Genomic DNA, 22,381 nt, shown 5'->3' on the forward strand with positions numbered 1-22,381 from the left:
GCGAGTCGGAACCACCCCTTCCCATCCCGAACAGGACCGTGAAACGACTTTGCGCCGATGATAGTGCGGACTACCCGTGTGAAAGTAGGTCATCGCCAGGCTCTTATACCCAGAACCCCCAGCCCCATAAAGGCTGGGGGTTTTGCTTTGTGGGCTCCGATTGGCATTTTCGTGACGAAAACGCTTATGATCTGCGTGCCATGCCCTCTGACGAAGAAGACCTCGCTTGTGCCGAGGCAACGCCCTGGTATCTCTACCTGCTCGAATGCGAAGGCAATTCGATCTACACAGGGATTACCACTGACGTCCAGCGCCGTTATGCCCAGCACCTTGCGGGGATTGGTGCCAAATACACACGCTCCCGCAAACCTACGCGCCTGCTTGGATGGCTTCGCTACGATAACAAGTCAGAAGCGTTGAAAGCCGAGTTGGCCACCAAGCGCATGTCGGCCGTGCAAAAGCGCGCATTCTGCGCGATGCTCGAAACGGAAGACAGCGCATAAAAACAAGCATAAAAACAAAAACGCCGGCAAATTTGCCGGCGTTTTTGCTTGTGATCGCAGCAACAGCCAAACTCAGACCACCGTCAGCGTCACCTCGATATTGCCGCGGGTGGCGTTCGAATACGGGCAGACMTGGTGTGCGGCTTCCACCAGCTTCTGGGCCGCTTCCTTGTCCATGCCCGGCAGCGAGATCTTCAGATCGGCCTGGATACCAAAGCCCTGCGGAATCTGGCCGATGCCGACGGCGCCTTCGATCTTGGCGTCCGGCGAGACCGTGATCTTCTGCTGGCTAGCCACGAAACGGATCGCGCCCAGGAAACAAGCCGAATAGCCGGCTGCGAACAGTTGCTCGGGATTCAGGCCATCGCCCTTGCCGCCCATTTCCTTGGGTACGGCCAGCTTCACGTCCAGTTGATTATCGGACGTCACGGCGCGGCCATCGCGGCCACCGGTTGCGGATGCGTGGGCGGTGTACAGGACTTTCTCGAGTTTCATTTGCATTCTCCTAGCGATGCCCGCTCGGGGGCGTTTTCAAAGTCATGCCGAAATCGGCAAATCAACCGTCGGACCGTGCATCCTCCAGCGTGGTCCGCATCTCATGCAGGCGCGCCGTCAATGTCTGGATCTCCTCGATCGAGCACTGCGTCGCGCACAACATCTTTTCCGGGATGCCTTCCGCCGATGCGCGCAGGCGCCGGCCGGCATCCGTCAGGCTGACCAGCACGCGTCGCTCATCCTCGTCATCGCGTGCCCGTGCTACGAACCCCGCCACCTCGAGCCGCTTGAGCAGCGGAGTCAGTGTTCCGGAGTCCAACGTCAACCGTTCTCCGAGCGCCGACACCGTCAGCTTGTCCGTCTCCCATAACACCAGCATGACCAGATACTGCGGATAAGTGAGCCCAAGCTCACCCAGGATCGGCTTGTAGATCTTGGTCATTGCCAGCGAGGTGGAATACAGCGCGAAGCAGAGCTGTTGATCCAGCCGGAGCCAGTCTTCGTTAGTGGAGGAGTTCGTTGCGTCAGCCATGGCTCTATCTTATACACAATTAAATTGTGTGCAAGATAAATTTTCTATCGTGACTATTGAGGATAGGTGACGCGGGCGAGATAGGTCGGAACTTTAAGTCTGGTTTAAGGATGGCTGCTTACGATGCTTCCATCGCGCCGCAACTCCTGCGTCCGCGCAAGAAGCCAACCAGAAAGGAAAGACCATGATTCGCCAGACTTTTGCCCGCTCCGCCGTCGGTGTCGCCGCGCTCGTTGCGCTGGCCGGCGGTTATGCCTATCTCCAGAAGGACGCCATCACCCCCGGCTACGCCGCGCCGACGCCCGTCACGGCATCTGCCTCCGGCGCGCCCGTCGCCGTCGCCACGCCAGCCGACTTCTCGGGCATCGTCGACCAGTACGGCCCCGCCGTGGTGAACATCAGCGTGACCGCGCGCGCCCAGCGCACCTCCGCGCAGGCGCCGCAGGGCATCGACCCCGACGATCCGCTGTTCCAGTTCTTCAAGCGTTTCGGCCCGCAGTTCCAGGGTCCGCAAACCAGCCAGCCGCAGCTTGTGCGCGGCCTGGGCTCCGGCTTCATCGTCAGCTCGGATGGGCTGATTCTCACCAATGCTCACGTGGTCGATAACGCCACGGAAGTCACCGTCAAGCTGACCGATCGTCGCGAATTCAAGGCCAAGGTGCTGGGCGCCGATCCGCAGACTGACATCGCCGTGATTCGCATCGATGCGAAGGACTTGCCCACCGTGCGCCTTGGCGATCCGTCGAAGATCCGCGTCGGCGAGCCCGTGCTGGCCATCGGCTCGCCCTACGGTTTCGAGAACACGGTCACCGCCGGCATCGTCAGCGCCAAGTCCCGCTCGCTGCCGGACGACACCTACGTGCCCTTCATCCAGACCGATGTGGCGGTGAACCCCGGCAATTCCGGTGGCCCGCTGTTCAACCAGCGGGGCGAAGTGATCGGCATCAACTCGCAGATCTATAGCCAGACCGGCGGCTACCAGGGCCTGTCGTTTGCGATTCCGATCAACGTGGCGACGAAGGTGCAGGAGCAACTGGTGGCGCATGGCAAGGTCACGCGCGGCCGTCTCGGCATCTCGGTGCAGGAGGTCAACCAGGCGCTGGCCCAGTCCTTCAACCTACCCAAGCCGGCAGGCGCGCTGGTCAATGCGATCGAGCCGGACAGCCCCGCTGCCCGCTCCGGCCTGAAGGCAGGCGACGTGATCGTGCAGCTGGGCGACGACGTCATCGACCATTCGGGCGATCTGCCCGAGCACGTCGCGGACATGAAGCCCGGCACGCAGACCCAGCTCAAGGTCATCCGCAAGGGCGAGCCGCTGACGCTGACCGTCAAGGTGGGCACGGCCCAGGAAGGCGCCGTGGCGCAGAAGACGAATGGCGGCGATACCGGCGGCAAGCTTGGCCTCGCGGTGCGCCCGCTTACGCCGGCCGAGAAGCGTGACAGCGGCATCGACGGCGGGCTGGTCGTGGAGAACGTGGCCGGACCGGCCGCGCGCGTGGGCATTCAGCCGGGCGATGTCATCCTGTCGCTGAACGGCACGCCGATCAGTTCAGCAGAGCAACTTCGGGCCCTGGTGTCGAAGTCCGGCAAGCAGGTGGCGCTGCTCGTGCAACGCGACGACGCCCGGATTTTCATCCCCCTCGACCTCGGCTAACCGGGTCCGAAAAACCGGGTTTACGGTGCCCGGTTTACGTATACAGGCCGTATACCGTAAACCGGTATACGGCCCGCAAACCCTTGCCAGAGGCCGCATTCAGGGCGATAAAACATCCCAAAAACGCGTTTGAGCAGGTATGATCTCGACTGCGATGCATGAAGCGCGTGGTGGCCATGGCCGCCACGTCTGGTTCTTRCTGAATCGACAGAACAAGGAAGTCTATGCAGTTGGATTTCACCCGCGCCCCCATCTCGCCGGGTACCGACCGAACGCGGCGCTTGACGCCTGCCACCACCAAGCCGACGACCCCGCGTCGCCGCAAGAAGGAAGCCGCTCCACACTGGGAGCGCGGCTACCGTTCTCATTTTTACCGTAGCGAACGCGGCGACAAGCTCGGTGAGGTCCACCTTTCCGATCGCGGCGAACTCCCCGTGGTCTACCGCTGGGCGGCCGGCAACTACTCCGGCGCAGAGGGCTCCCTGGCCCATGCGCGTGCCCGCGTGGAAGAAACCATCGGCTTCGGCATGCGCCAGCTGTCGCTGTTCTGACGGGCGGACACGCCTCCCGCCCCTAGTCGTATCCTCAACGCGCCGTCCCCAGTCTGGGCGCTAGTCCAGCCGACGCTGCGCGAACATGCCGATAGCCGCCACCAGCGCGAGCACGGCAATCAATCGATAGAGATCCTCGCAGGCAATTAGCCGCGCCTGTTGATCGGCAATTGTCGCCAACTGCGCCAGCGCGCCCACGTGCGCCTGCCCCGTATCGAAGCCGCGCGCCATCAGCGCCTTCTGTGCCGACTCCAACCACTGCGCCGCCTCAGCGGGACGTTGCCCGATGGCATTGGTCAAGCTGGTATGGACCGMGAACTGCCGGTTCTGCAGCAGCACGGCGCCGAGCGCCGACGCGAACGAGCTGGCAATCTGCCGCATCAGGTTCTTGCTGCGGTAGCCGTGGGCAAAGTCATCGTCGTCGGCCAGCGAGCGGAACGTCAGTCCAGCAATCGGGATGATGACCATCACGCCGAACAGCCCCTTGCCCACCAGCCCGGGCAGCAGCGCGACCGGTCCGACATCGGGTGGCATGATCGAAAACCACGCCATCGCGCCCGCCATCAGCAACAGGCCCGCCACCATGACCGGCTTCTTGTGCGTGAGGTGCCGCGCCACGCGCAGATAGCACCAGATGCCGGCGAGGCTGATGGTGGCGGCCAGCGTGTTGAGCCAGCCTGTGGTGGCCAGCGGGAAGCGCAGCGCCTGTTCGGCGTAGATCGGGAACACGTAGCCGCTCAGGTTGCTGATCATGTAGTAGACKAAATACATGGCCAGCCCCGTGAGGTAGACGGGATGGCGCAGCGCACGCAGTCGCAGCACCGGCGTGGCGTGGTGCCACTGGTGCCACAGGAAGCCGGCGAGCAGCGCCAGGGCAAGCGCGGCGACCAAGGCTACGCGGGCGGGATGCGAGAAGAGGTCGAAGCGCGCTTCGGTCAGGGACGCCTGGAGCGCCACGATGGCCACGCCGAACAGCAGCAGCGGACCGAGCGCCGGGCCGCCCACATCTTCGCGGGGTTCGGCGTCGGGCAGCAGCAGCCAGGCGCCGAGCGTGGCCAGCGCCGCGAACGGCAGCACGCCATAGAACACATCCTGCCAGACCCCGCGCTCGACCAGCTCTGCCGCGAACGCCGGCCCGAGCGCCGAGGCGCCGAAGATCCCCAGCATGAAGATACGCGTGGCGCGCGGCCGATCAGCCGGGCCGAACATCAGGTTCACGAGAATCCGGCAGCTGGTGAACAGCGCGCCGCCGCCCACGCCTTGCACGAAACGGGCGGCCACCATCTGCGCGAGGCCGGTGCTGGTGGCCGCGCCGAGCGTGCCGGCCATGAACAGCAGCAACGACCCTGTCAGGTAATAGCGATAGCCGAACCGCTGCGCCAGCCACTGCTGCTTGAGAATCATCAGCATGCTGCCCACGGCATAGGCGGCCTGCACCAGCGCAAAGCTGCGCGGGTCCGCATCGATGCCGCCGACGATATGGCTGGACGCGAACACGAACATGATGTTCTCGAGGAACTCCACGCCGGTGGCCAGCGCGAGCAACATCATCAGCAACGTCTGGCGCTGCGGTCGGCTCAACAGGCGACTCAGCGCGCCGGGCCAGCGGGCGCCGGCGCCCTTGCCCTGGGGGGCGGGCAGGTTCACGACCGCTGCGCGTCGAGTGCCGCGAGATTCTGGTGCAACTGCGCAAGGTCGCGCGTCACGTCGGCCAGCCGGTCCTTGCCCAGCGGCGCCCAGGCCTCGCCATAGGCGGCATGCACGGCGGGCGCGGCGCGCTCCAGCAACGCCCGGCCTTCCGCCGTCAGCGTCAGTTCCAGGCTGCGCCGATCCTGTGTCGAGGTCTTGCGCTGCACCAGGCCGCGCGCCTCCAGGCCGTCGATCAGGCGCGTCATCTGGGTGCGCGTGGCGTCGATGGCGACGCCAAGTTCCGACGGCATGGTCGGCTGTCCGCCATCGGCGACCAGCAGGCTCATGACCAGGTACTGGCCCATGTCGAGCGTGTGCGGCGCCAGTGCTCGCTCGATGTGATGTCGGAGCAATCTGGCGGAACGGAGCAGCAGGCGGGAGGCGAGCATGAGATCGCGCGGGGCTTCCGGATATTCCGCGCAAAACCGGGTGATACGCTGTTCGAACGGCATTTGTTACATCCGAGATAGTTACGAACGTAACTATATGCGCGAGATGCGGGAATGGCAACCGGCCGATGGTGCGCGGGACGGCTAGCGCACCTGCCGCCGCACGAGCGTGAGCGCCCTGCGCATGCGCGCCATCGCTTGCAACCTGCCTGCGGCGTCCGGCGTACCGTAGCGCAGCGCGATGTAGTCGCGCGTGAATGCCTGCAAGGCGGTGGCGGCGCCCGGCAGCGCCTCGGCGGCGCGCATGGCGAAATCGGCCGGCCCTTCCGAAGCCCCGCGCGCGCAGCCATGACGCGCCAGCAAGGTGCAGAAGCGGGCATAGAGCGACTGGAGCGGATCGAGCCGCCGTTGCCGCAGCCAGAGCGGCAACAGCGCGACGAGGCTCAGCGTTGCCAGTCCGCCCGCCAGCAACGCTGGCAATTGGCCATCCATGCCAAGTTTCTGCAGCAGCCGGCCCTGTTGCGCGCGGTCGTACTGGAGCACCCAGCGCTGCCACGTATAAGTCAGTCCGTCGAGGCCCAGGCGCAGGTCCCGCAACCATGCCGGGCCGCGCAAGGCGCGTAGCGCCTCAGCCTCGTCGCCGCTCAGGGCGGCGTCCACGCCTTCTTCCACGCGGCTCGGCGCCACGGCGCTGGTCGGGTCCACGCGCACCCATCCGCGCCCGGCGATCCACACCTCGGCCCAGGCGTGGGCGTCCGATTGCCGGATGATGTAGTGCCGGCCCATCGGGTTGTACTCGCCGCCCTGATAGCCCATCACGGCGCGCGCGGGCACGCCGGCGGCGCGCATCAGGAACACGAAGCTGCTGGCGTAGTGCTCGCAGAAGCCACGGCGGGTATCGAACAGGAAGCTGTCCACCTGCTGCTTGCCGAGCGGCGGCGGGGAGAGCGTGTAGGCGAAGGGCGCCGCGGCGAAGAGCCGCAACGCGGCCTGCACGCGCTGCCACGGGTCCGGATACTGCGCCATCCAGCTGGCTGCGAGTTCGCGGCTGCGCGGATTGCCGTCCGGCAGCGCGAGCGACAGCGCAAGTGTGCGCCGCGACAGGGGTTGGGGCGTTCCCGTCAGTGTCGAGTGGCCCCGGTAGCGCAGCGGCCGGTCCACCGGTGCGCGGGCGAAAAACTCATCGTCGGCGGAAACGCGGGCGTCGAGGCTGCCGGACACCGCAACGCCCCGGTCGAGCAGGTACAGCCAGGCCTGCTGGCTTGGCTCCAGCGTAACGTTGTACGCGCGCACGCCCGAGGGCGGTGGCGTGGCGTCGTCGCCGTCATCGTCGCGCAGCCCGGTGGCCGGGCGCGTGGGCCGCATCGACCCATCGGCGGGCCGCCACGCCAGTCCGTCATAGTTCCAGAGCACCAGCGCGCGCCAGTACAGCGCACTGGCGGGCAAGGGATCGCCGATGATATCGGCGCGGAACGCCACCTCGGGCGAGCGGATCAGCTCGCCGACGCTGCCGGGTTTCATCGTGTCCGAAATACCGGTGCGGCCCACCGGCTCCGACTGCGGCAGCCGCCACAGCGGATGGTCGAGCCGAGGAAACAGCACGAACAGGAACAGCGCCCACGGCAGGCCGATCAGCGCCATGCGGCCAAGCAGCGGCCAGATCGCCAGCCGCCCGCGCGCTTCCGGATGGTGGAGCAGCAGCCAGTTGCGCAGGATCCATGCGCCGATCGCCATGCTGTAGATCGCCAGCCAGAACGGCTGGTCGGCGAGGTAGAGCGTTAGCAGCAGGTAGAAGGATAGTTGGGTGACCAGCGTGGCATCGGACAGCGCCTTGGTTTCCAGCAGCTTGAGGATGACGAAGGCGCCCAGCAGCGCCACGCAGAGTTCGCGCCCGAGGCTGCCGCCCGACTGCCATACGAGCGCGGCGGCGGTCACCAGCACCAGCACGGCCGACACGCCGAGCATCAGCTTCGACGGCAGCGGCGCGCGCTGGCGCCAGAGCAGCCAGCGCCAGGCCAGCAGCACCAGCAGCAGCAGGCTGACCGACACCRGCAGCGAGCGCGCCTGCGGCGCCAGCACCAACGCGAGCTGGCCCATCAGCATCCCGTGTTCCTGATGCCCGAGCGGGCGAACTTCGTGCCGGGTCATGACGCGCGCCGCTCCGGCCACACGGCCAGCGCTTCCAGGCAGGCGCGGCGATGGGCGGCACCCTGGGCGGGCGGCAACGCCACGCCGGGCAGGCGCAGGCCGACCTCGAACTCGTCGCCGGCGGCCAGCACCCACGCGCACAGCCGCGATAGCCGGGCCTCGGTGTCCATGCCCGGCGGCAGCGCATCCCAGTCGAGCCAGCAACCGGGCTGGCGCGGCGTGGTGCCGGTGCGGCTCAGCATGCGGCCCGTGCGGGCGCTGTGCTTCCAGGCGATGCGGTGCAGCGGGTCGCCGGTGCGATAGCGGCGCAACTGGTCGATGCCATCGTCCGACGCGACGGATAGCGTGCCGTCCTCGGCGTCGTCCGGGCGGGCCACCTGCGGCAGCGGCGGGGCGTTCGGCTCGGGCGCCGGATAGACGAAGGCCACCAGCGACAGGTCCGCATAGCTCCACACGCGAAACAGGCCGAACGGAAAGCGGCTGGAAAACGTGACGCGCGGCAGCTTCATGCGCCCGCGCGCGGTGGCCGGCACGCGGAGCGGCAAGGTGCCCCGGCTGTCGCCATCAATGGTCAGCGTGGCGGTTTCGGATTGCGGCGTGCGGGCCTCCAGGCCGATGCGGGCGGCTGGGTCGGCGTTGTCCACGTTCAGTGCGAAGACCGCCACATCGCCCACGAAGGCCGGCKAGGCGGCACCCGTGGACACCGCCAGTTCCAGCAGATTGCGATAGGCCATCCACATGCACGCCATGCCGATGCCGGCGAGCAGGAACGTGAGCGCGAAGCCGAGGCTGATGTTGTAATTCAGCGAGGTCAGCAGCATCGCCACGAGCAGCACGCCAAAGCCGGCCCCGCTGCGCGTGGGCAGGATATAGAGATGGCGCCGATCGAACGTCACCACGCCATTGACCGGCCCATGCTGCCGATGCAGCCAGGCGGTCAGCGGACGATGCGCGGTGGCGGAGGCTTGCCGCATGGCGGGACGGAAATCAGGGAATGGCGACGTTGGACAGCAGGCGGTCGAGCACCCCGGCGCCCTGGCCCACGCCATGGCCGGACGGCAGCAGCCGATGCCCCGCCACTGCCGCAAACACGGCCTGCACGTCCTCGGGAACCACCATCTCGCGCTGCTCCAGCAGCGCCCACGCCCGTGCGCAGGCCAGCAGCGCCAGCCCCGCACGCGGCGACAGGCCGGCGACGAAACCCGGTTCCGCGCGGGTGGCCTGCACCAGCGCCAGCACGTAGTCCACCAGCGCGGGGCTCGCGTAGACCTTGGCGGCGGCGGCCTGCAGCGCCATCACCTGCTCGGCGTCCATCACGGCAACGGGGCGCTGATCGTCGGCACCGCCGAGGTACAGCACCCGCTCGAAGGCCGGATCGGGGTAGCCGAGCGAAATCCGCATCGTGAAGCGGTCGAGTTGCGACTCGGGCAGCGCATGCGTGCCGATCTGCTCGAGCGGGTTTTGCGTGGCGATGACGAAGAACGGCGCCGGCAGCGCGTGCGTGGTGCCGTCGTGGGTCACCTGCCGCTCGGCCATGGCTTCCAGCAGTGCGCTCTGGGTTTTCGGGGGCGCGCGGTTGATCTCGTCGGCGAGCACCAGCTGGGCGAAGATCGGGCCGCGATGGAAACGGAACTCGCTGGCCTCGCGCAGGAAGACTGACACGCCGACCAGATCGGCCGGCAGCAGATCGCTCGTGAACTGCACCCGCTGGTATTGCAGGCCCAGCGTCTGGGCCAGCGCATGCGCGAGCGTGGTCTTGCCCACGCCCGGCACGTCCTCCAGCAGCAGGTGGCCGCCGGCCAGCATGCAGGCCAAGGCAAGGCGCACCTGGCGCGGCTTGCCCAGCACGATGCGGCCTAGCTGGGTTTGCGCCTCGGCGAGCGAGGCAACGATCCTGGGTCGGGCGGTCACGAGTTGCCTCCGGTGACGTGGCTGCGGGTGCAGAGTGCGGCCATTGTAGCGGCGTCGGGGTCGCATCGGACAGTGGGTTGCCGCACGCTTTCAGGGCGACGGATGTCCTGTTGTCTCATGCGAAATGGGCGGTATCGCCCGCCAGCCCGCGCCGGATCTCGCCGCTTCTGGCATCATCGATCTGTTGGCGCCTTGCCACTTTCAGAATGGTCTCATCCCTCCACGATGACTGCCTCGCAACACCGCGCCTCAGGCGCCTCGGCTTCCCTCGATTTCGACTCTTCCGCGCCCCTGGCCGACCAGGCCGGTCTGGCCAGCCTGGCGCGTGAATTCCACACGGGCGGCTACATCGTGCTGCGCCGCTTTGCCAGCGAGGCCATGTGCGCCGCGCTGGAGGACATGACCCGCAAGCATCTGGCCGCCGCCGTGCCGCCGGTGGAGTTCGAGGCCGATCTCGGCTATCCCGGCGCGCCCACCTCGCGCAAGGCCGAAGGGGGCGGTACGGTACGCCGGCTGCGCCAGGCCTATGGCCGTGACGAGGTATTCCGCCGCTGGGCCAGCGATCCGCACGTGGTGGCCACGGTGGAGGCGCTGCTGGGCGAGCCCGCCCGCCTGACGCTGGCGCACCATAACTGCGTGATGACCAAGCATCCGCATTTCGGCAGCCAGACTGGCTGGCATCGCGATACACGCTACTGGTCGTTCGTAAAGCCCGAGCTGGTCACGGTTTGGCTGGCGTTGGGCGATGAAGACGAGCGAAACGGCGTCTTGCGTGTGATTCCGGGTTCGCATCAGGCCAAGCTGGCGCCGGAGCAGCTCGATCCGGCCGAGTTTCTCATCGAGGCGCATCCCAATAGCCAGAGCCTGCTGAAAGGGGCGATGCCCCTGACGCTGCATCGCGGCGACGTGCTGATGTTCGACAGCCGCCTGTTCCACGCGGCCGGCCGGAATGACGCCGAGACGGTCAAGCTGTCGGTAGCGTTCGCTTACTTCGGTGCGAGCAACCGGCCGCTGGCCGGCACGCGGTCCGCCGAGTTCGGCAGCGTGGAGCTGCCGCCGGCCGCCTTGTAGACGTCCCTTCCCAGAAACACAAAAGCCGCCTGATGGCGGCTTTTTCATTGGCGCGCGTGGTGCGCGTCAGGCGGCGTTGCCGCGAGTCGTGCCCGAACGGAACAGGGCAAACAGATCGGCCAGACGGACGGGCAGCAGCGGGGTGGCGTGCCGAACCGCATCGCGGCGGGCAAAGTGCTTGCGGAGTTGCTCGCCGACCGGACGGCTGAGGTACGAAGCATCCGGGTATTGCATGATGGTCATTCCCTATTGTGGTTAACAACAGCCTACAGTATACACCGCGATGGTGCGGCGCGCCATTTGCTGGTGCGAACGGGGAATGCCATGCGCAGACGCCCGCGCGAGGGCGGGCGTCGGTGCACCGGAATGTGGCCGGAATGTGGTGTCGAGGTCAGGCGGCGGAGATTACGCGCCCTTGTCAGGCGTATCGACCGGCGCGTTTGCCGGGGTGCCGTTCATGTTTTCGACAGCTTTCGCCGCGCTGAACACATGGCGCGTGGCCAGCAGCGCAGCAAGGTCGGCATCGCCGGCAATCACGGCCTGGAGAATCTGGGCATGCTCGTCCCAGTTCAGGCGCGCGCGGCTCAGGTTGGCCGGCGCGAACAGCAGCCCGGTGCGCTCACGCAGCGAACGCATCATGTCCTGCAGCACGCTGTTGGCGGCGATATTACCGAGCAGTTCGTGGAACTTGGAGTTGAGTTCGACGAAGCGCTCGGTCTGGCCGCTGTTCACGGCGTCGTTGCCTTCCTTGAGAACCTTCTCGATTTCCAGGATCAGCGCGGGGTCGCGGCGTTGTGCCGCGAGCTTGGCGTTGAGACCTTCGAGGGTGGCGCGCACCTCGACCATTTCGCGGGCGATATTGGGCGACAGACGCGCCACCGATGCCCCACGGCGCGGCTCGATCTTGACCAGCCCTTCCGCCGCCAGCGCGCGCAGCGCCTCGCGCACCGGAATGCGGGACACGCCCAGCTCCAGCGACAGCGTGTTCTCCACCAGCCGCTCGCCGGGATCGTACTGGCCGTCGAGGATGCGCTGCCGCAACGTATCGGTCACAAGCGCGAAGAGCGGGGAATGCTGGGCGCCCAGGCTGGCAGCCGGGGTGTCCGGATTCGGGCTGAAGGCACTGGTGGTGGCGTCGTTCATGGTCGGGATCGGCCGTGGAAATCGTGGATCGCGCAAGAAACTTGAGCGTTGAAGCACCGGCCCATTGGGATGCATGGGCCCGGCGTGAATGCCACTATTGTATACCGTCATCCTTTGCGACCAGACATTCCACTACATCGTCGGATGCTGAAAAGTGAACCCGTCGGCATACAGGAACGGGACCTGCGCGCCGAGTCCGGTGAACAACTGCTTTGCATCGTGGATCATGTTCGGCGAGCCGCAGAGATAAATCGCATGCTCGGACAGGTCGCCCAGGTCCGCCGCCACGGCTTCGTGCACATAGCCGCGCCGGCCCTGCCAGTCCGCGTCCGCGCGGGACAGCACCGGCACGTACTGGAAATCGTAAAGCCGATCGCCCCAGGCGCGGATCTCGTTGTCGAGGTAGAGGTCCGATGCGGACCGCATGCCCCAGTAGAGCCACACCGGCGGGCAATCCGGGTCATCCATCAGGGACTCCAGCATGCTCTTGATGGGCGCGATACCGGTGCCGGTGGCTACCATCAGCAGCGGGCGGTAGTCCTCCTTGCGCAGTGCGAAGTTGCCGAGCGGCACTTCCACGTCGAGCCGGTCGCCCGGTTGCAGGCGCGGCAGTTGCCCCGCCGTGAAGCGACCGCCGGCAATGCGGCGCACGTGGAAGTCCACCTCGTTGCCGCGCGGGGCGGACGCCATCGAGAAGCTGCGGTGGCTCCCGTCGTCTAGCAGAATCTTCATGTACTGGCCCGGCGCGAAGGCCAGCGGCGTGTCGTCGGGCAGGGCCATGCGCAGGTGCAGCACGTCGGCGGCGAGCGGCGTCACCGCCTGTACGATGGCTGACGCGCGGCGTGCCGGCACGGCCGGCTCCAGGCCGCGCGCGGTGCTGATGACGAGGTCGGCCGTGGGCCGCGCCTGGCAGGCCAGGGCGAAGCCGGCGGCGTCCTCGTCCTCGGTCAGTCCCATCGGAAATTCTTCATAACTGACCGATCCTTCCACCACGCGCACGCGGCAGGTGCCGCATCCGCCGAACGTGCATTCGTGGGCCAGGCTGACGCCCGTGCGCAGCGCGGCATCGAGCACGGACTCGCCGGGCTGCGCCGTGAACGACTGCTGCGTCTCGGCAATCTCGATGCGATAGAGGGGATGGGTACCGTGGGACATGACCGCTCCTGCTTACTTCTTGATGTMGGCCTGCGCCAGCACGGTCAGGTCCTCGCCGGCCAGCAGGTCGCGCAATGCTTCCAGCGCGGCCACGCCGCACGCGGTGTCCTGCTCGCCGTTGCCGCCGGACAGGCCCACGCCGCCGACCACCTCGCCGTTGACCACCACCGGGTAGCCGCCGACGAACACCGCGAACTTGCCTTCGAAGCTCCACTGGATGCCGAACGCCTCGTTGCCGGGCAGCGCGGGGCCGTTGGGCGCCGTATTGAACAGGTGTGTGGAACGCTTGTGGCCGGCCGCCGTGAATGCCTTGTTCCAGGCGATCTGCGGGCCGGTGATGCGGGCGCCGTCCATGCGTTCGAGCAGCAGCGGATAGCCGCCCTCATCGACGATGCAGATGGACTCCAGCACGCCGATTTCCTCGGCCTTCTTCACCGCCGCCGCCACCATGTGGCGGGCTTCCCGCAGTTCGAGCTTGATTGCCTTTTTCATCGTGAAATCCTTAATAGCCGGGTAGTCGCCGCTTAGCAGCCGCGATAGATGGTCTTGATCTGGGTGTAGAACTCGAGCCCCGCGCGGCCCGATTCCCGGAACGTGGAGGTGCTCGACCGCTTCAGCCCGCCGAACGGCGCGTTGACGAGGTTGCCGGTGGTGGTGCGGTTGATCTTCACCGTTCCGGACTCGATGTCATGCGCAAAATCGTGCATATAGCGCGGATTGCGCGTGGCGATGGCCGCGGACAGGCCGTACTCGGAGTCATTGGCAACGGCGATGGCCTCGGCGTAGCTGCCCACTTCGAGGATGGCGAGCACCGGGCCGAAGATTTCCTCGCGGGCGATGCGCATGGTCGGCGTGACATCGGTGAACACGGCCGGCGAGACGTAGTAACCGTGCGAGAAATCGCCATCCGTCAGCGCTTCGCCACCGCACAGCAGCGTGGCTTCAGCCTTGCCGGCGGCGATGTAGCCKAGCACGGTTTCCAGTTGCTTGCGCGTGGCGAGCGGGCCAAGATCCATGCCGGTGGCCATGCCGCTGCCGATCTTCAGCGTCTTGACCTTGGCCACGAGCTTGTCGGTGAATGCCTGCTTCACCTCGCGCATCACGAGGATGCGGCTGGTGCCCGTGCAAGCCTGGCCGGACAGCGACAGGCCGCCCTTGATGGCCAGGTCCACGGCCTTGTCGAGGTCGGCGTCCTCCATCACGATCAGAGGATTCTTACCGCCCAACTCCATCTGCGTGCGCGTGGTCATCGGCACGGACTTGTGGATCTGCTCGCCCGCTGCCGTCGAGCCGGTGAAGGACACGGCCCGTACCGCGCGCGATTCGACGATGGTCGGGCCCACCTCGGCGGCGCTGCCGGTCACGAAATTAAGCACGCCCTTCKGAATGCCCGCCTTGACGAAGGCTTCGGCCAGTCGGTAGCCGGAGAGCGGCGCGTCCGACGAGGGTTTGAAGACCACCGTGTTGCCGGTGATCAGCGCCGGCGCGATCTTGCGGGCCGGAATCGACACCGGGAAGTTCCACGGCGAGATTACCGTCACCACGCCCAGCGGCTCGCGCTGGCTGTAGACCAGCATGTCCGGGTCATCGTTGGGATACGTCTCACCGCCGTAGGTCTGTCCTTCCACGGCGTAGAAACGCAGCGTCTGGGCGGAGCGCATGACTTCGTCGCGCGCCAGCGACAGCGCCTTGCCTTCCTCGCGGGTCAGCTCGGCGGCGATGGCGTCGGCGTTGGCTTCCAGATGCGCGGCGGCATCGTTGAGAATTTTCGCGCGCTTGCCGATGGGGGTCTTTTTCCAGCTGTCGAAGGCGGCCGAGGCGGCGGCCACGGCGGCGGCGGCGTCACGCGCGTCCGAGGCGGCGTGCCGGCTCACGATGTCGCGCGTGTCGGCGGGGTTGAGGTTGTCGGTGGTGCGGCCGCTGGCGCTGTCGCACCATTCGCCGTCGATGTAGTTGCGGTACGTCTCGGTCATGACTGTGGCCTTTGCGAACGGGGGCGGGGCGCCCGGCACGGGGGCCGGGCAGATGCGGGGCCGCTCAGGCGGCCACGGTCTCGCGCGTGCCGTCCACGTAGTCGTAATAGAGCGCGGTGGTGTACAGCAGTCGCATCTGGGCGCCAACCTCGCAGATCTTCAGGCAACGCTGCTGCAATTCCGGCGTATTGGCGTGCTCGAGCACGATCTGATAGCCGCGTTCGCCGTGGATCTCGTCGGAGACGATGTGCAGGTCGAAGAATTCGACTTCCTCGTCCGTGAAGCCGTACTTCTCGCGCAGCGTGGGGGTCTGCTTGCGGTAGATCGACGGCACCTGCGACTCCAGGCCCACGACCAGGCCGGCCACGGCCACCACCGGGTCTTCGCGCATGGCCACCGCGTAGCACCAGCTTTGCAGGCCGCGCGTGGTCGGCGACATGTTGTCCGCATCCACCACGCGCTCGCGGGTGGTGCCGCAGGCTTCGGCAAAGCGGATCAGCAGGTCGGTGTGGCGGTCGCCGCCAATCTCTTCCTCGTACATATTGGCCAGCAGGAAGTCCTTGGCCTCGGTCATGTGGTCCGGCGTGCGGGCATAGATATAGGCGAGGTAGTCGGCGAACGGGCCCACGTAGTGATAGTGGTTCTCGGCCCAGCGGGCGAGGTGGTCGCGCGACAGCGTGCCGCCAGCCCATGCCTTGCTGAAGGGTGCCTGGTTGGCGCTCTTGCCCTTGATTGCGTTCTCGAGGGCGGCGCGGAAATCTTCACGGTTCATCAGTTCGGCCATTTGGGGGCTCCTGTTTTGACGAGGGGTGGTTGTGAGCCGCGACGTGAGAGACGTCTTATCTGCGGCGGGTTTGAATCAGGATGAAATTTGTATACTTTCTGCAATCAAATTTGGGCGACAAAGAGCTGACCGGCGCAGCACGCGTCAGGCTTTTCCAGCCTCCGCTTCGGTAATCCGTCGATAGGCGACACCAGCCAGGGCGATGTCCTCTAGACCGACGCCGACCGACTTGTAGATCACGATGTCGTCGGCGTGGCGGCGCCCCGCCTTGCCCAGCAGAACATCGGCCAGCTCCACGATCTTGCTGTCGGGCAGCACCGCCTTGTCGGCGAGCACCAGGTCGCCGGCCTCGCGCAGCGACTGCGGCCGCCACTCCACCACCACGGTGGCGGCGCGGGACAGCGCGGTGTCGTCGAGTTCGCGKGTATGCGGCAGGCTCGATCCGATGGCGGCGATGAAGGTGCCCGGCTGGATCAGTTCGCCGGAGAACAGCGGTGTGGTCGAGCGCGAGGCAGTGACGATGATGTCGGCCTGCGCGGCGGCCACGGCCGGATCGGCAAAGGTCACGGGAATGCCGCACTGTGCGGCGAGCCGGTGGGGCAGGCCCGCGTCGGCATAAGGATCGACCACCAGCACGCGGCGCAGCGGCAGCGCGGCGGACAATTGCGCCGCATGCTGCACACCCTGCGTGCCGGCGCCGAACAGCGCAAGCGTGGCGCTCTCGGGCCGGGCCAGCCGCTGCGCGGCCAGTACCGTGCAGGCCGCCGTGCGCAGCCGCGTGATCGCGCCGGCGTCGAACGAAGCCAGCGGCCGGCCGTCAACGGTTGAAAACAGCAGGATGACAAATGAGAACTGTCCTTCGATCGTCGTATATACCTTGGCCCCCGCCACCTCCTGCTCCGGAATCACCGCGCCAAGCGTGGAAAGCTTCACACCACCCGCCTCCGTCCGGATCCGTTCCTGCATCGCGGCCTCGCCGCGTCCAAAACTCTGGAAGGCCGCCAGCATGGCCTGCTGGGCGTCCTGGGCCGTCACGTGTCGGTCGATCAGTTCGTCGGTGATATGGAGCATGGTCGATGGGGGCTCAGGGCTGTTTGTGGCTCGATTCGGTATACAGTCTACACATGGCCGGAAAAATTGCTAGCGTTGATGCATCGATATTTTCCCGGGACGTGCCTTCCAGAGTGGTGCTTGATGCGCTGAAACCGTGCACTGATGCGGCTTTCCGCACCGCATTGGGGGATTACCCCAAGCCGTGCAGGTTTCGCTTGTTCGGAAGCGTCAACGGGATATAGTATACAAATTAGATCGACGCCCAGCGCTGCACGCAGCCAAGAGGTCGACGGCAGGTCTTATTCATCCGCCCCCACAAGGGCCCCAAGATCAGGATCAGGGGAGCCTCATGCAACAAACCGTAGAAATCGGCCTGGCACATTGGGTGTATTTGCTAGGTGTCGCAGTCATCGTCTTGACGATGATCCTGCGGGCCAACGTTGTCGTGCCGTCTATCGTCGGCACCTTCCTCGTGATCCTGGCCATCACGGGCAATCCGGTCAGCGCGTTGGGGGGCATCTTTGGGGCCAGCCTCGTCGCGGCGAAGGAGCTGTTCAATATCTTCCTGGTGATCGCCTTCATGACGGCGCTGCTCAATGCGCTGAAATMGTTGCGATCCGATATCCGCATGGTGGAGCCGTTCCGCCTCGTCATGAAGAACGGGCATAGCGCCTACTTCATCCTGGCGGGCATCACCTATGTGATTTCGCTGTTCTTCTGGCCCACGCCGGCCGTGCCGCTGGTGTCGGCCATCCTGCTGCCCGCGGCCATCGCCGCCGGGCTGCCGCCGCTGGCCGGCGCCATGGCCATCGCCATCGCCGGGCAGGGCATGGCGCTCTCGTCGGACTACGTGATTGGTGTGGCGCCGGGCATCAGCGCCAAGGCGGCGGGCGCAGCGGTCAGCGCGGCCGTGGTGGCGGACCGGGCGCTGATCCTGTCGATCATCACCGGCACCATCGCGCTGACGCTGGCTTATCTGTCGATGCGCCGTCACATCGTGCCGGCCAACGGCGCGCTGCTGGACCGCTGGCAGGCCCGCGCCACGGGCGTGGACACGGCCATGGAAGCCACCGGCACCTTCGACAAGGCGGAGATTGCGCGTGGCACGTCGCACCCGGAGCCGCTCGTCACGGACGCCAATATCGAACAGAGCCTGGCGATGGTGGCCAAGCGCCGCATCAAGTGGTCGAAGTTCTTCGCGGTGCTCACGCCGGTGGCGTTTATCTGCGTGGTCTCGCTGATGGTGGCGCCCAAGCTGGCCGCCGGCATGCCGGATCTCAAGGGCGGCGCGGCAGCGGCACTGGTGGGCGGCGTGGCCGCGCTGTTGATGATGCTGGCCACGCTGGCCGCCGAAGGGCCGCGCAAGATGCTCGATGTCTGCCCGGAGCACATCACCGATGGCTTCGTGTTCGCGTTCAAGGCGATGGGCTCGGTGCTGCCGATTGCCGGCTTCTTCTTCGTGGGCGCCGGCGAGACCGCCGCGCAGATCCTGGGCGTGGACGCCGGCAAGGCGCCCAGCCTGCTGTTCGAGCTGATCCAGGCGTACCAGCACATGATTCCGGACAACCACGTGTTCGTGGCCTTCGGCGTGCTGTTGGTGGGCATGATCACCGGCATCGATGGCTCCGGCTTCGCCGGCCTGCCGCTGACCGGCACGCTGGCCGGCGCGCTGGGTCCGGTAGTCGGCTTCGACTCGGCCACGCTGGCCGCAGTGGGTCAGATGGGCGCGGTCTGGACCGGCGGCGGCACGCTGATCGCCTGGTCCTCCCTGATCGCCGTGGCCGGGTTTGCGCGCGTGCCGGTGCTCGATGCAGTGCGGGCGTTGCTGCTGCCCGTGCTGGCCGGGCTGTTCGTCTCCACGATCTGCGCGATGCTGCTCTGGCACTGACGCCGGGCGCTTCCTTTTTTTCGATTTCAGCGAAGTCACCAACATGCCGAAAGTCGTCTTTCACAAGCACGGGCAGGTTTTCGTGGACGAGGTCAAGCCCGAGACCAACCTCGTCGTCCGCGCCGGCATCAAGCAGTTTCCGTATCCGAACCTGCGCTACGAATGCGGCATGGGCAAGTGCTCCAAGTGCGCGTGCCGGGTCCTGGCGGGCGCCGAGCACCTGCCGCCGCCGAACTGGAAGGAAAAGAAGCAGCTGGGCGAGCGGATCGACCAGGGCTTCCGGCTTGCCTGCCAGATCTGGCTGACGCATGACATCGAGCTGGAGCAGGAGGATCAGCAGCCTGAGACCCCGGCACAACCTCAGGCCAACACCCAGGCCCAGACCTCATGTTCGTGATCCTGACCAGCAAGCCGGGCCAGTTCCGCACGGAGGCCGTGCCGGGCGTGGAGCCGGTGGAAACCTACGAGTACCTGTTCTATGGCCGCCCGAAGGCGATCTTCGTGATCGCCACGCTGCATGCGGCGGTGAAGGTGCCCGTGATCGACGAAACCGGCGGCCCGGATGCGCCGCCGGTGGTCAACCACGTGCCATCGAAATTCCTCGAGCGCTTCGACACGCTCGACGCTGCCCGGGCCGCGCTGCAGGCGCTGGCGCACTTCGGCAGCATGGACCTCTCTTTAAGGAAGCAATGATGCGGGCAGATATCGAGACGGCTGCCGCCGACACCACCGAGGACACTGGCGGCGGCAGCGCCGCGCCCGCCGCACCCGCTGCGGCGCCGGAGGTCCGCAAGGTGGAAATCGAATTCGTGACCAATGGCGGCAAGACGGTTACCGCGCCCGCCAACAGCAACCTGCTGCGCGTATCGCTGCGCGAGCAGGGCGGCATCCCGTTCAAGTGTGGCGGCGGGCTGTGCGGCACCTGCAAGTGCCACATCGATCGCGGGCTGGAGCATACGGACGCGGTCAAGCCCAAGGAGCGCAAGCATCTGAGCGATGACGACCTGCGCGCCGGCTTCCGCATGGCCTGCCAGACCTTCGTCAACGGCGATATCGCGGTGTCGTGGGAGCCGAAGGCGCGGGTGTAAGCCCGTCTTCGACCGAGGGCCGACCTAGGTCCGCAGGCCGACCAGCCCGGAAATCTTCTCGGAGGCCTCCAGCAGCGGTGGCAGGAATCGATCCGACATCTCCTGCGCGCTGGTGCGGTTGGCCTGCCCGCTGATATTGATGGCGGCGATGATCTGCCCGGTGCGGTTGCGGATGGGCGCGGCCAGCGAGACCAGCCCTTCCTCCAGTTCCTGATCGTTCTGCGCCCAGCCGCGCGTGCGGATGTCGGCAATCAGCGACTTCAACTGGTCGATGTCGGTCACGGTGCGGCGCGTGCGCGCTTCCAGCGCGGTGTCGCGCAGCACGCGGTCGAGCGTGTCGTCATCGAGCCCCGACAGCAGCACGCGCCCCATCGACGAGCAATAGGCCGGCAGCCGGCTGCCGATGGACAGGTTGATCGTCATGATCTTGCGTGCCGGCACGCGCAGCACGTAGACGATCTCGGTGCCATCGAGCACGGAGATCGAGCAGCTTTCATGCACCGACTGCGAGAGCGCCTCCATGATCGGCTCGGCCAGGTTCCAGAACGGCATCGAGGTCAGGTAGGCGAAGCCGAGGTCGAGGATCTTGGGCGTGAGCCGGAACTGGCGGCCATCGGCCTGCACATAGCCCAACCCCACCAGCGTGAGCAGGATACGGCGCGCGCCGGCGCGGGTCAGGCCGCTGGCCTGGGCGATTTCGGTCAGCGTCTGGGTGGGGTGGCGGGCGTCGAATGCGCGGATGACGGACAGCCCGCGTGCGAAGGACTGCACATAGCTGTCGCTCGGCTTCTCGGCGGGCGGGGTGCCCGGCGTGCGGGATGATGCGGGATCGGCAGGGCTCGCCATTGCGGAATGGGCTCGAAATTGGCTCGGAAAGGCCGAAAGGGTAGTGGAAATGCGTCCAAATCGCTAGTCCGGGGCCATCGGCAATACCCCGCCGCGACTGACCGCCACGCTGACGGACGCCCCGCTCTCCCTCATAATGTGCGATCGCAAAATGTCGCAGGTCATCGGGTCAGTGAACGAAACAATTCAGTGGAATGATTGGGAGGCGTTCTGCTGCGTCGTCGAGCAGGGCACCTTCACGGCGGCAGCGGCGGCGCTGGACTGCCCCAAATCCAGGGTGTCGGCCGCCGTGGCGCGGCTGGAAACGGCCATCGGCGCCAAGCTGCTCGAGCGCACCACGCGCCGCATGCGCCTCACCGATGCCGGGGGCGCGGTCTATCGCGACGTGGCCCCGCTGTTCGCGCGGCTGCGCGAGATCCGCCAGGAAACCCTGGCGCGCGAGGAGCGCGTGCAGGGCATGCTGCGCATCGCCACGCCGTACGAGTTCGGCGCCCAGCAACTGGGCGGTGTGATCTGCCGAACACTTGCGGCGCATCCCGCACTCGATATCACGGTGGAGATTTCCCAGGGCTTGGTCGATCCGATCCGCGAGGGCTTCGACATCGCCTTCGTCACGGTGGAGACCGAACTGCCCGACTCCGGCACCATCGCCCGGCGCATCTGGCACGTGGAACGCGGCCTGGTGGCCGCGCCCTCGCTGGCGGCGAGCCTGCCGGCGCAGATGCATCCCGAGGATCTCTCGAACATGCCGACGCTGGCCACGCCCGGCGTCTCGGTCTGGGAGTTCGCGCGCGATGGCGAGCGCATTTCGGTGCCGATCCGCCCGCGCATGCAGACCTATAACGCCKAACTGCGCATGCAGGCCGCGCTGGCCGGGCTGGGCATCGCCCGGGTGCCGATGACGGCCGCCGAGACCGAGATCGCGCAGGGCCGGCTGGTGCGGGTGATGCCCGACTATCCGCTGCCGCCGCTGCGCGTCTTCGYGCTGCTGCCCGACCGGCGCCTGCAACCGCGCAAGGTGCGCGCGTTCATGGAAGCCATCGAATCGATGATGGGCGCGGATCTGGGCGATCTGGCCGAGCCGGCGGCGCGGATGGCGCCCGCTGGACGGGTGGAAGCCTTCGAGCGGATGGAGCAGGGGGAAGTCTAGCGGGGCGTGGGGAGCGCCCCGGGGGTGCTGCCGGGCGGCATTGCGCCGCCCTTGGTACCGCTACGCGGCTCAGGCGCCTTCGCTGAACTGGTCGCGCTGCTCGGTCACGGTGCGGGCACCTTCCGAGTACACGTCGCGCTTCTCGGTCACGCCGCGCGCGCCTTCCGAGTACACATCACGCTTTTCGGTCACGCCACGGGCGCCGTCGGTGTACGGGTCAGCCTTGCCGACGCGGCCGATGCTGCCGTCGAGGCGGGCCAGGTCCGTGATCGATTGCGAAGCCTGGGCAGAGGCGGCGCCGGCGGCCAGGCCGAGGGCGAGGAGGGTGAGGGCGAGGGTCTTCTTCATGGTCGTGCTG

General features: G+C 66.7%; 25 protein-coding genes and 1 rRNA gene. 10 read left to right on the plus strand and 16 right to left on the minus strand.

Features of this window, described 5'->3' with window-relative positions:
* Together rrf and AC1EJR_RS11200 are read left to right on the plus strand one after the other, a co-directional pair.
* Positions 1 to 101: ribosomal RNA gene (rrf, locus tag AC1EJR_RS11195) — 5S ribosomal RNA — on the plus strand; the annotation flags it as partial.
* Positions 102 to 200: 99 nt separating this feature from the next.
* Entirely contained in the window at positions 201 to 503 is a 303-nt protein-coding gene (locus AC1EJR_RS11200) for a GIY-YIG nuclease family protein (RefSeq protein WP_092296124.1), read from the plus strand.
* Between the two features lie 72 nt (positions 504 to 575).
* On the opposite strand, the gene AC1EJR_RS11205 is transcribed toward AC1EJR_RS11200, so the two are convergent.
* Together AC1EJR_RS11205 and AC1EJR_RS11210 are read right to left on the minus strand one after the other, a co-directional pair.
* On the minus strand, positions 576 to 998 hold the full coding sequence (locus tag AC1EJR_RS11205) for an organic hydroperoxide resistance protein (protein ID WP_477147069.1): 423 nt from the start codon (positions 996 to 998) through the stop codon (positions 576 to 578).
* 61 nt (positions 999 to 1,059) lie between these two features.
* Entirely contained in the window at positions 1,060 to 1,530 is a 471-nt protein-coding gene (locus AC1EJR_RS11210) for a MarR family winged helix-turn-helix transcriptional regulator (RefSeq protein ID WP_441592678.1), read from the minus strand.
* Between the two features lie 184 nt (positions 1,531 to 1,714).
* On the opposite strand from AC1EJR_RS11210, the gene AC1EJR_RS11215 reads away from it, so the two are divergent.
* On the plus strand, positions 1,715 to 3,184 hold the full coding sequence (locus tag AC1EJR_RS11215; protein ID WP_092296115.1) for a DegQ family serine endoprotease: 1,470 nt from the start codon (positions 1,715 to 1,717) through the stop codon (positions 3,182 to 3,184).
* 224 nt (positions 3,185 to 3,408) lie between these two features.
* On the plus strand, positions 3,409 to 3,735 hold the full coding sequence (locus AC1EJR_RS11220; RefSeq protein ID WP_092296112.1) for a hypothetical protein: 327 nt from the start codon (positions 3,409 to 3,411) through the stop codon (positions 3,733 to 3,735).
* A 60-nt stretch (positions 3,736 to 3,795) separates the two neighbouring features.
* On the opposite strand, the gene AC1EJR_RS11225 is transcribed toward AC1EJR_RS11220, so the two are convergent.
* The 5 genes from AC1EJR_RS11225 to AC1EJR_RS11245 form a co-directional block, all read right to left on the minus strand.
* Positions 3,796 to 5,286 carry an MFS transporter gene (locus AC1EJR_RS11225; RefSeq protein ID WP_477147137.1) on the minus strand — a complete coding sequence of 497 codons (1,491 nt, stop codon included), beginning with the start codon at positions 5,284 to 5,286 and terminating at the stop codon, positions 3,796 to 3,798.
* Between the two features lie 92 nt (positions 5,287 to 5,378).
* Positions 5,379 to 5,876 carry a MarR family winged helix-turn-helix transcriptional regulator gene (locus tag AC1EJR_RS11230; RefSeq protein ID WP_092296108.1) on the minus strand — a complete coding sequence of 166 codons (498 nt, stop codon included), beginning with the start codon at positions 5,874 to 5,876 and terminating at the stop codon, positions 5,379 to 5,381.
* Positions 5,877 to 5,957: 81 nt separating this feature from the next.
* Positions 5,958 to 7,961, minus strand: coding sequence for a transglutaminase TgpA family protein (locus tag AC1EJR_RS11235; protein WP_477147070.1), 2,004 nt, complete (start codon positions 7,959 to 7,961; stop codon positions 5,958 to 5,960).
* Entirely contained in the window at positions 7,958 to 8,935 is a 978-nt protein-coding gene (locus AC1EJR_RS11240; RefSeq protein ID WP_477147071.1) for a DUF58 domain-containing protein, read from the minus strand. Before AC1EJR_RS11240 ends, AC1EJR_RS11235 begins: the two co-directional genes overlap by 4 nt.
* Before the next feature lie 13 nt (positions 8,936 to 8,948).
* Positions 8,949 to 9,872 carry an AAA family ATPase gene (locus AC1EJR_RS11245; protein WP_441644663.1) on the minus strand — a complete coding sequence of 308 codons (924 nt, stop codon included), beginning with the start codon at positions 9,870 to 9,872 and terminating at the stop codon, positions 8,949 to 8,951.
* A gap of 225 nt (positions 9,873 to 10,097) precedes the next feature.
* On the opposite strand from AC1EJR_RS11245, the gene AC1EJR_RS11250 reads away from it, so the two are divergent.
* Entirely contained in the window at positions 10,098 to 10,943 is an 846-nt protein-coding gene (locus AC1EJR_RS11250) for a phytanoyl-CoA dioxygenase family protein (protein WP_454757530.1), read from the plus strand.
* A gap of 66 nt (positions 10,944 to 11,009) precedes the next feature.
* Here AC1EJR_RS11250 and AC1EJR_RS11255 read toward each other — a convergent pair whose 3' ends face one another.
* The 7 genes from AC1EJR_RS11255 to AC1EJR_RS11285 all read right to left on the minus strand — a co-directional run bounded on the left by AC1EJR_RS11255 (position 11,010) and on the right by AC1EJR_RS11285 (position 17,069).
* Entirely contained in the window at positions 11,010 to 11,186 is a 177-nt protein-coding gene (locus AC1EJR_RS11255) for a hypothetical protein (RefSeq protein WP_177219928.1), read from the minus strand.
* 162 nt (positions 11,187 to 11,348) lie between these two features.
* Positions 11,349 to 12,086: a GntR family transcriptional regulator gene (locus AC1EJR_RS11260; protein WP_092296094.1), complete on the minus strand. Its 738-nt coding sequence runs from the start codon at positions 12,084 to 12,086 to the stop codon at positions 11,349 to 11,351.
* 132 nt (positions 12,087 to 12,218) lie between these two features.
* Positions 12,219 to 13,241, minus strand: a complete 1,023-nt coding sequence (locus AC1EJR_RS11265) for a 2Fe-2S iron-sulfur cluster-binding protein (RefSeq protein ID WP_144199747.1) — start codon at positions 13,239 to 13,241, stop codon at positions 12,219 to 12,221.
* Between the two features lie 12 nt (positions 13,242 to 13,253).
* The gene (locus tag AC1EJR_RS11270) at positions 13,254 to 13,733 is read right to left on the minus strand and encodes a GlcG/HbpS family heme-binding protein (protein WP_477147072.1); all 480 of its coding nucleotides are present in this window, start codon (positions 13,731 to 13,733) and stop codon (positions 13,254 to 13,256) included.
* A gap of 32 nt (positions 13,734 to 13,765) precedes the next feature.
* Positions 13,766 to 15,214: an aldehyde dehydrogenase family protein gene (locus AC1EJR_RS11275; RefSeq protein ID WP_477147073.1), complete on the minus strand. Its 1,449-nt coding sequence runs from the start codon at positions 15,212 to 15,214 to the stop codon at positions 13,766 to 13,768.
* A gap of 64 nt (positions 15,215 to 15,278) precedes the next feature.
* A complete protein-coding gene (locus tag AC1EJR_RS11280; protein ID WP_092296083.1) occupies positions 15,279 to 15,998 on the minus strand; it encodes an iron-containing redox enzyme family protein in 720 nt (239 codons plus the stop codon).
* A 144-nt stretch (positions 15,999 to 16,142) separates the two neighbouring features.
* Entirely contained in the window at positions 16,143 to 17,069 is a 927-nt protein-coding gene (locus AC1EJR_RS11285) for an ornithine cyclodeaminase family protein (RefSeq protein WP_477113166.1), read from the minus strand.
* A 331-nt stretch (positions 17,070 to 17,400) separates the two neighbouring features.
* Between AC1EJR_RS11285 and AC1EJR_RS11290 the strand changes: the two genes are divergently transcribed.
* The 4 genes from AC1EJR_RS11290 to AC1EJR_RS11305 all read left to right on the plus strand — a co-directional run bounded on the left by AC1EJR_RS11290 (position 17,401) and on the right by AC1EJR_RS11305 (position 20,027).
* Entirely contained in the window at positions 17,401 to 18,939 is a 1,539-nt protein-coding gene (locus AC1EJR_RS11290; RefSeq protein WP_477147074.1) for a hypothetical protein, read from the plus strand.
* Between the two features lie 43 nt (positions 18,940 to 18,982).
* Positions 18,983 to 19,336: a 2Fe-2S iron-sulfur cluster-binding protein gene (locus AC1EJR_RS11295; RefSeq protein WP_255370861.1), complete on the plus strand. Its 354-nt coding sequence runs from the start codon at positions 18,983 to 18,985 to the stop codon at positions 19,334 to 19,336.
* Entirely contained in the window at positions 19,327 to 19,632 is a 306-nt protein-coding gene (locus AC1EJR_RS11300; protein WP_092296074.1) for a ferredoxin, read from the plus strand. The genes AC1EJR_RS11295 and AC1EJR_RS11300 overlap by 10 nt, the downstream gene beginning before the upstream one ends.
* A gap of 101 nt (positions 19,633 to 19,733) precedes the next feature.
* Positions 19,734 to 20,027, plus strand: coding sequence for a 2Fe-2S iron-sulfur cluster-binding protein (locus tag AC1EJR_RS11305; RefSeq protein ID WP_255370867.1), 294 nt, complete (start codon positions 19,734 to 19,736; stop codon positions 20,025 to 20,027).
* Positions 20,028 to 20,051: 24 nt separating this feature from the next.
* Here the strand turns inward: AC1EJR_RS11305 and AC1EJR_RS11310 are convergent, their stop codons facing one another.
* Entirely contained in the window at positions 20,052 to 20,873 is an 822-nt protein-coding gene (locus AC1EJR_RS11310; protein ID WP_092296068.1) for an IclR family transcriptional regulator, read from the minus strand.
* A gap of 172 nt (positions 20,874 to 21,045) precedes the next feature.
* Here AC1EJR_RS11310 and AC1EJR_RS11315 point away from each other — a divergent pair, with 172 nt between their 5' ends.
* Entirely contained in the window at positions 21,046 to 22,023 is a 978-nt protein-coding gene (locus AC1EJR_RS11315) for a LysR family transcriptional regulator (protein ID WP_477147075.1), read from the plus strand.
* Between the two features lie 69 nt (positions 22,024 to 22,092).
* Here the strand turns inward: AC1EJR_RS11315 and AC1EJR_RS11320 are convergent, their stop codons facing one another.
* Positions 22,093 to 22,371 (minus strand): hypothetical protein, encoded by a 279-nt coding sequence (locus tag AC1EJR_RS11320; protein WP_092296065.1) that lies wholly within the window; start codon positions 22,369 to 22,371, stop codon positions 22,093 to 22,095.
* Positions 22,372 to 22,381: the final 10 nt, after the last annotated feature.

It is taken from the genome of Cupriavidus sp. 05T42 (assembly GCF_056396345.1).

What these genes read in the sequence shown, in the direction of transcription:
- AC1EJR_RS11295 (WP_255370861.1), top strand. Translation starts at nt 18,983, where the DNA reads ATGCCGAAAGTCGTCTTTCACAAGCACGGGCAGGTTTTCGTGGACGAG.
- AC1EJR_RS11300 (WP_092296074.1), top strand. Translation starts at nt 19,327, where the DNA reads ATGTTCGTGATCCTGACCAGCAAGCCGGGCCAGTTCCGCACGGAGGCC.
- AC1EJR_RS11250 (WP_454757530.1), top strand. Translation starts at nt 10,098, where the DNA reads ATGACTGCCTCGCAACACCGCGCCTCAGGCGCCTCGGCTTCCCTCGAT.
- AC1EJR_RS11210 (WP_441592678.1), bottom strand. Translation starts at nt 1,530, where the DNA reads ATGGCTGACGCAACGAACTCCTCCACTAACGAAGACTGGCTCCGGCTG.
- AC1EJR_RS11200 (WP_092296124.1), top strand. Translation starts at nt 201, where the DNA reads ATGCCCTCTGACGAAGAAGACCTCGCTTGTGCCGAGGCAACGCCCTGG.
- AC1EJR_RS11230 (WP_092296108.1), bottom strand. Translation starts at nt 5,876, where the DNA reads ATGCCGTTCGAACAGCGTATCACCCGGTTTTGCGCGGAATATCCGGAA.
- AC1EJR_RS11255 (WP_177219928.1), bottom strand. Translation starts at nt 11,186, where the DNA reads ATGACCATCATGCAATACCCGGATGCTTCGTACCTCAGCCGTCCGGTC.
- AC1EJR_RS11310 (WP_092296068.1), bottom strand. Translation starts at nt 20,873, where the DNA reads ATGGCGAGCCCTGCCGATCCCGCATCATCCCGCACGCCGGGCACCCCG.
- AC1EJR_RS11220 (WP_092296112.1), top strand. Translation starts at nt 3,409, where the DNA reads ATGCAGTTGGATTTCACCCGCGCCCCCATCTCGCCGGGTACCGACCGA.
- AC1EJR_RS11260 (WP_092296094.1), bottom strand. Translation starts at nt 12,086, where the DNA reads ATGAACGACGCCACCACCAGTGCCTTCAGCCCGAATCCGGACACCCCG.
- AC1EJR_RS11265 (WP_144199747.1), bottom strand. Translation starts at nt 13,241, where the DNA reads ATGTCCCACGGTACCCATCCCCTCTATCGCATCGAGATTGCCGAGACG.
- AC1EJR_RS11215 (WP_092296115.1), top strand. Translation starts at nt 1,715, where the DNA reads ATGATTCGCCAGACTTTTGCCCGCTCCGCCGTCGGTGTCGCCGCGCTC.
- AC1EJR_RS11320 (WP_092296065.1), bottom strand. Translation starts at nt 22,371, where the DNA reads ATGAAGAAGACCCTCGCCCTCACCCTCCTCGCCCTCGGCCTGGCCGCC.
- AC1EJR_RS11280 (WP_092296083.1), bottom strand. Translation starts at nt 15,998, where the DNA reads ATGGCCGAACTGATGAACCGTGAAGATTTCCGCGCCGCCCTCGAGAAC.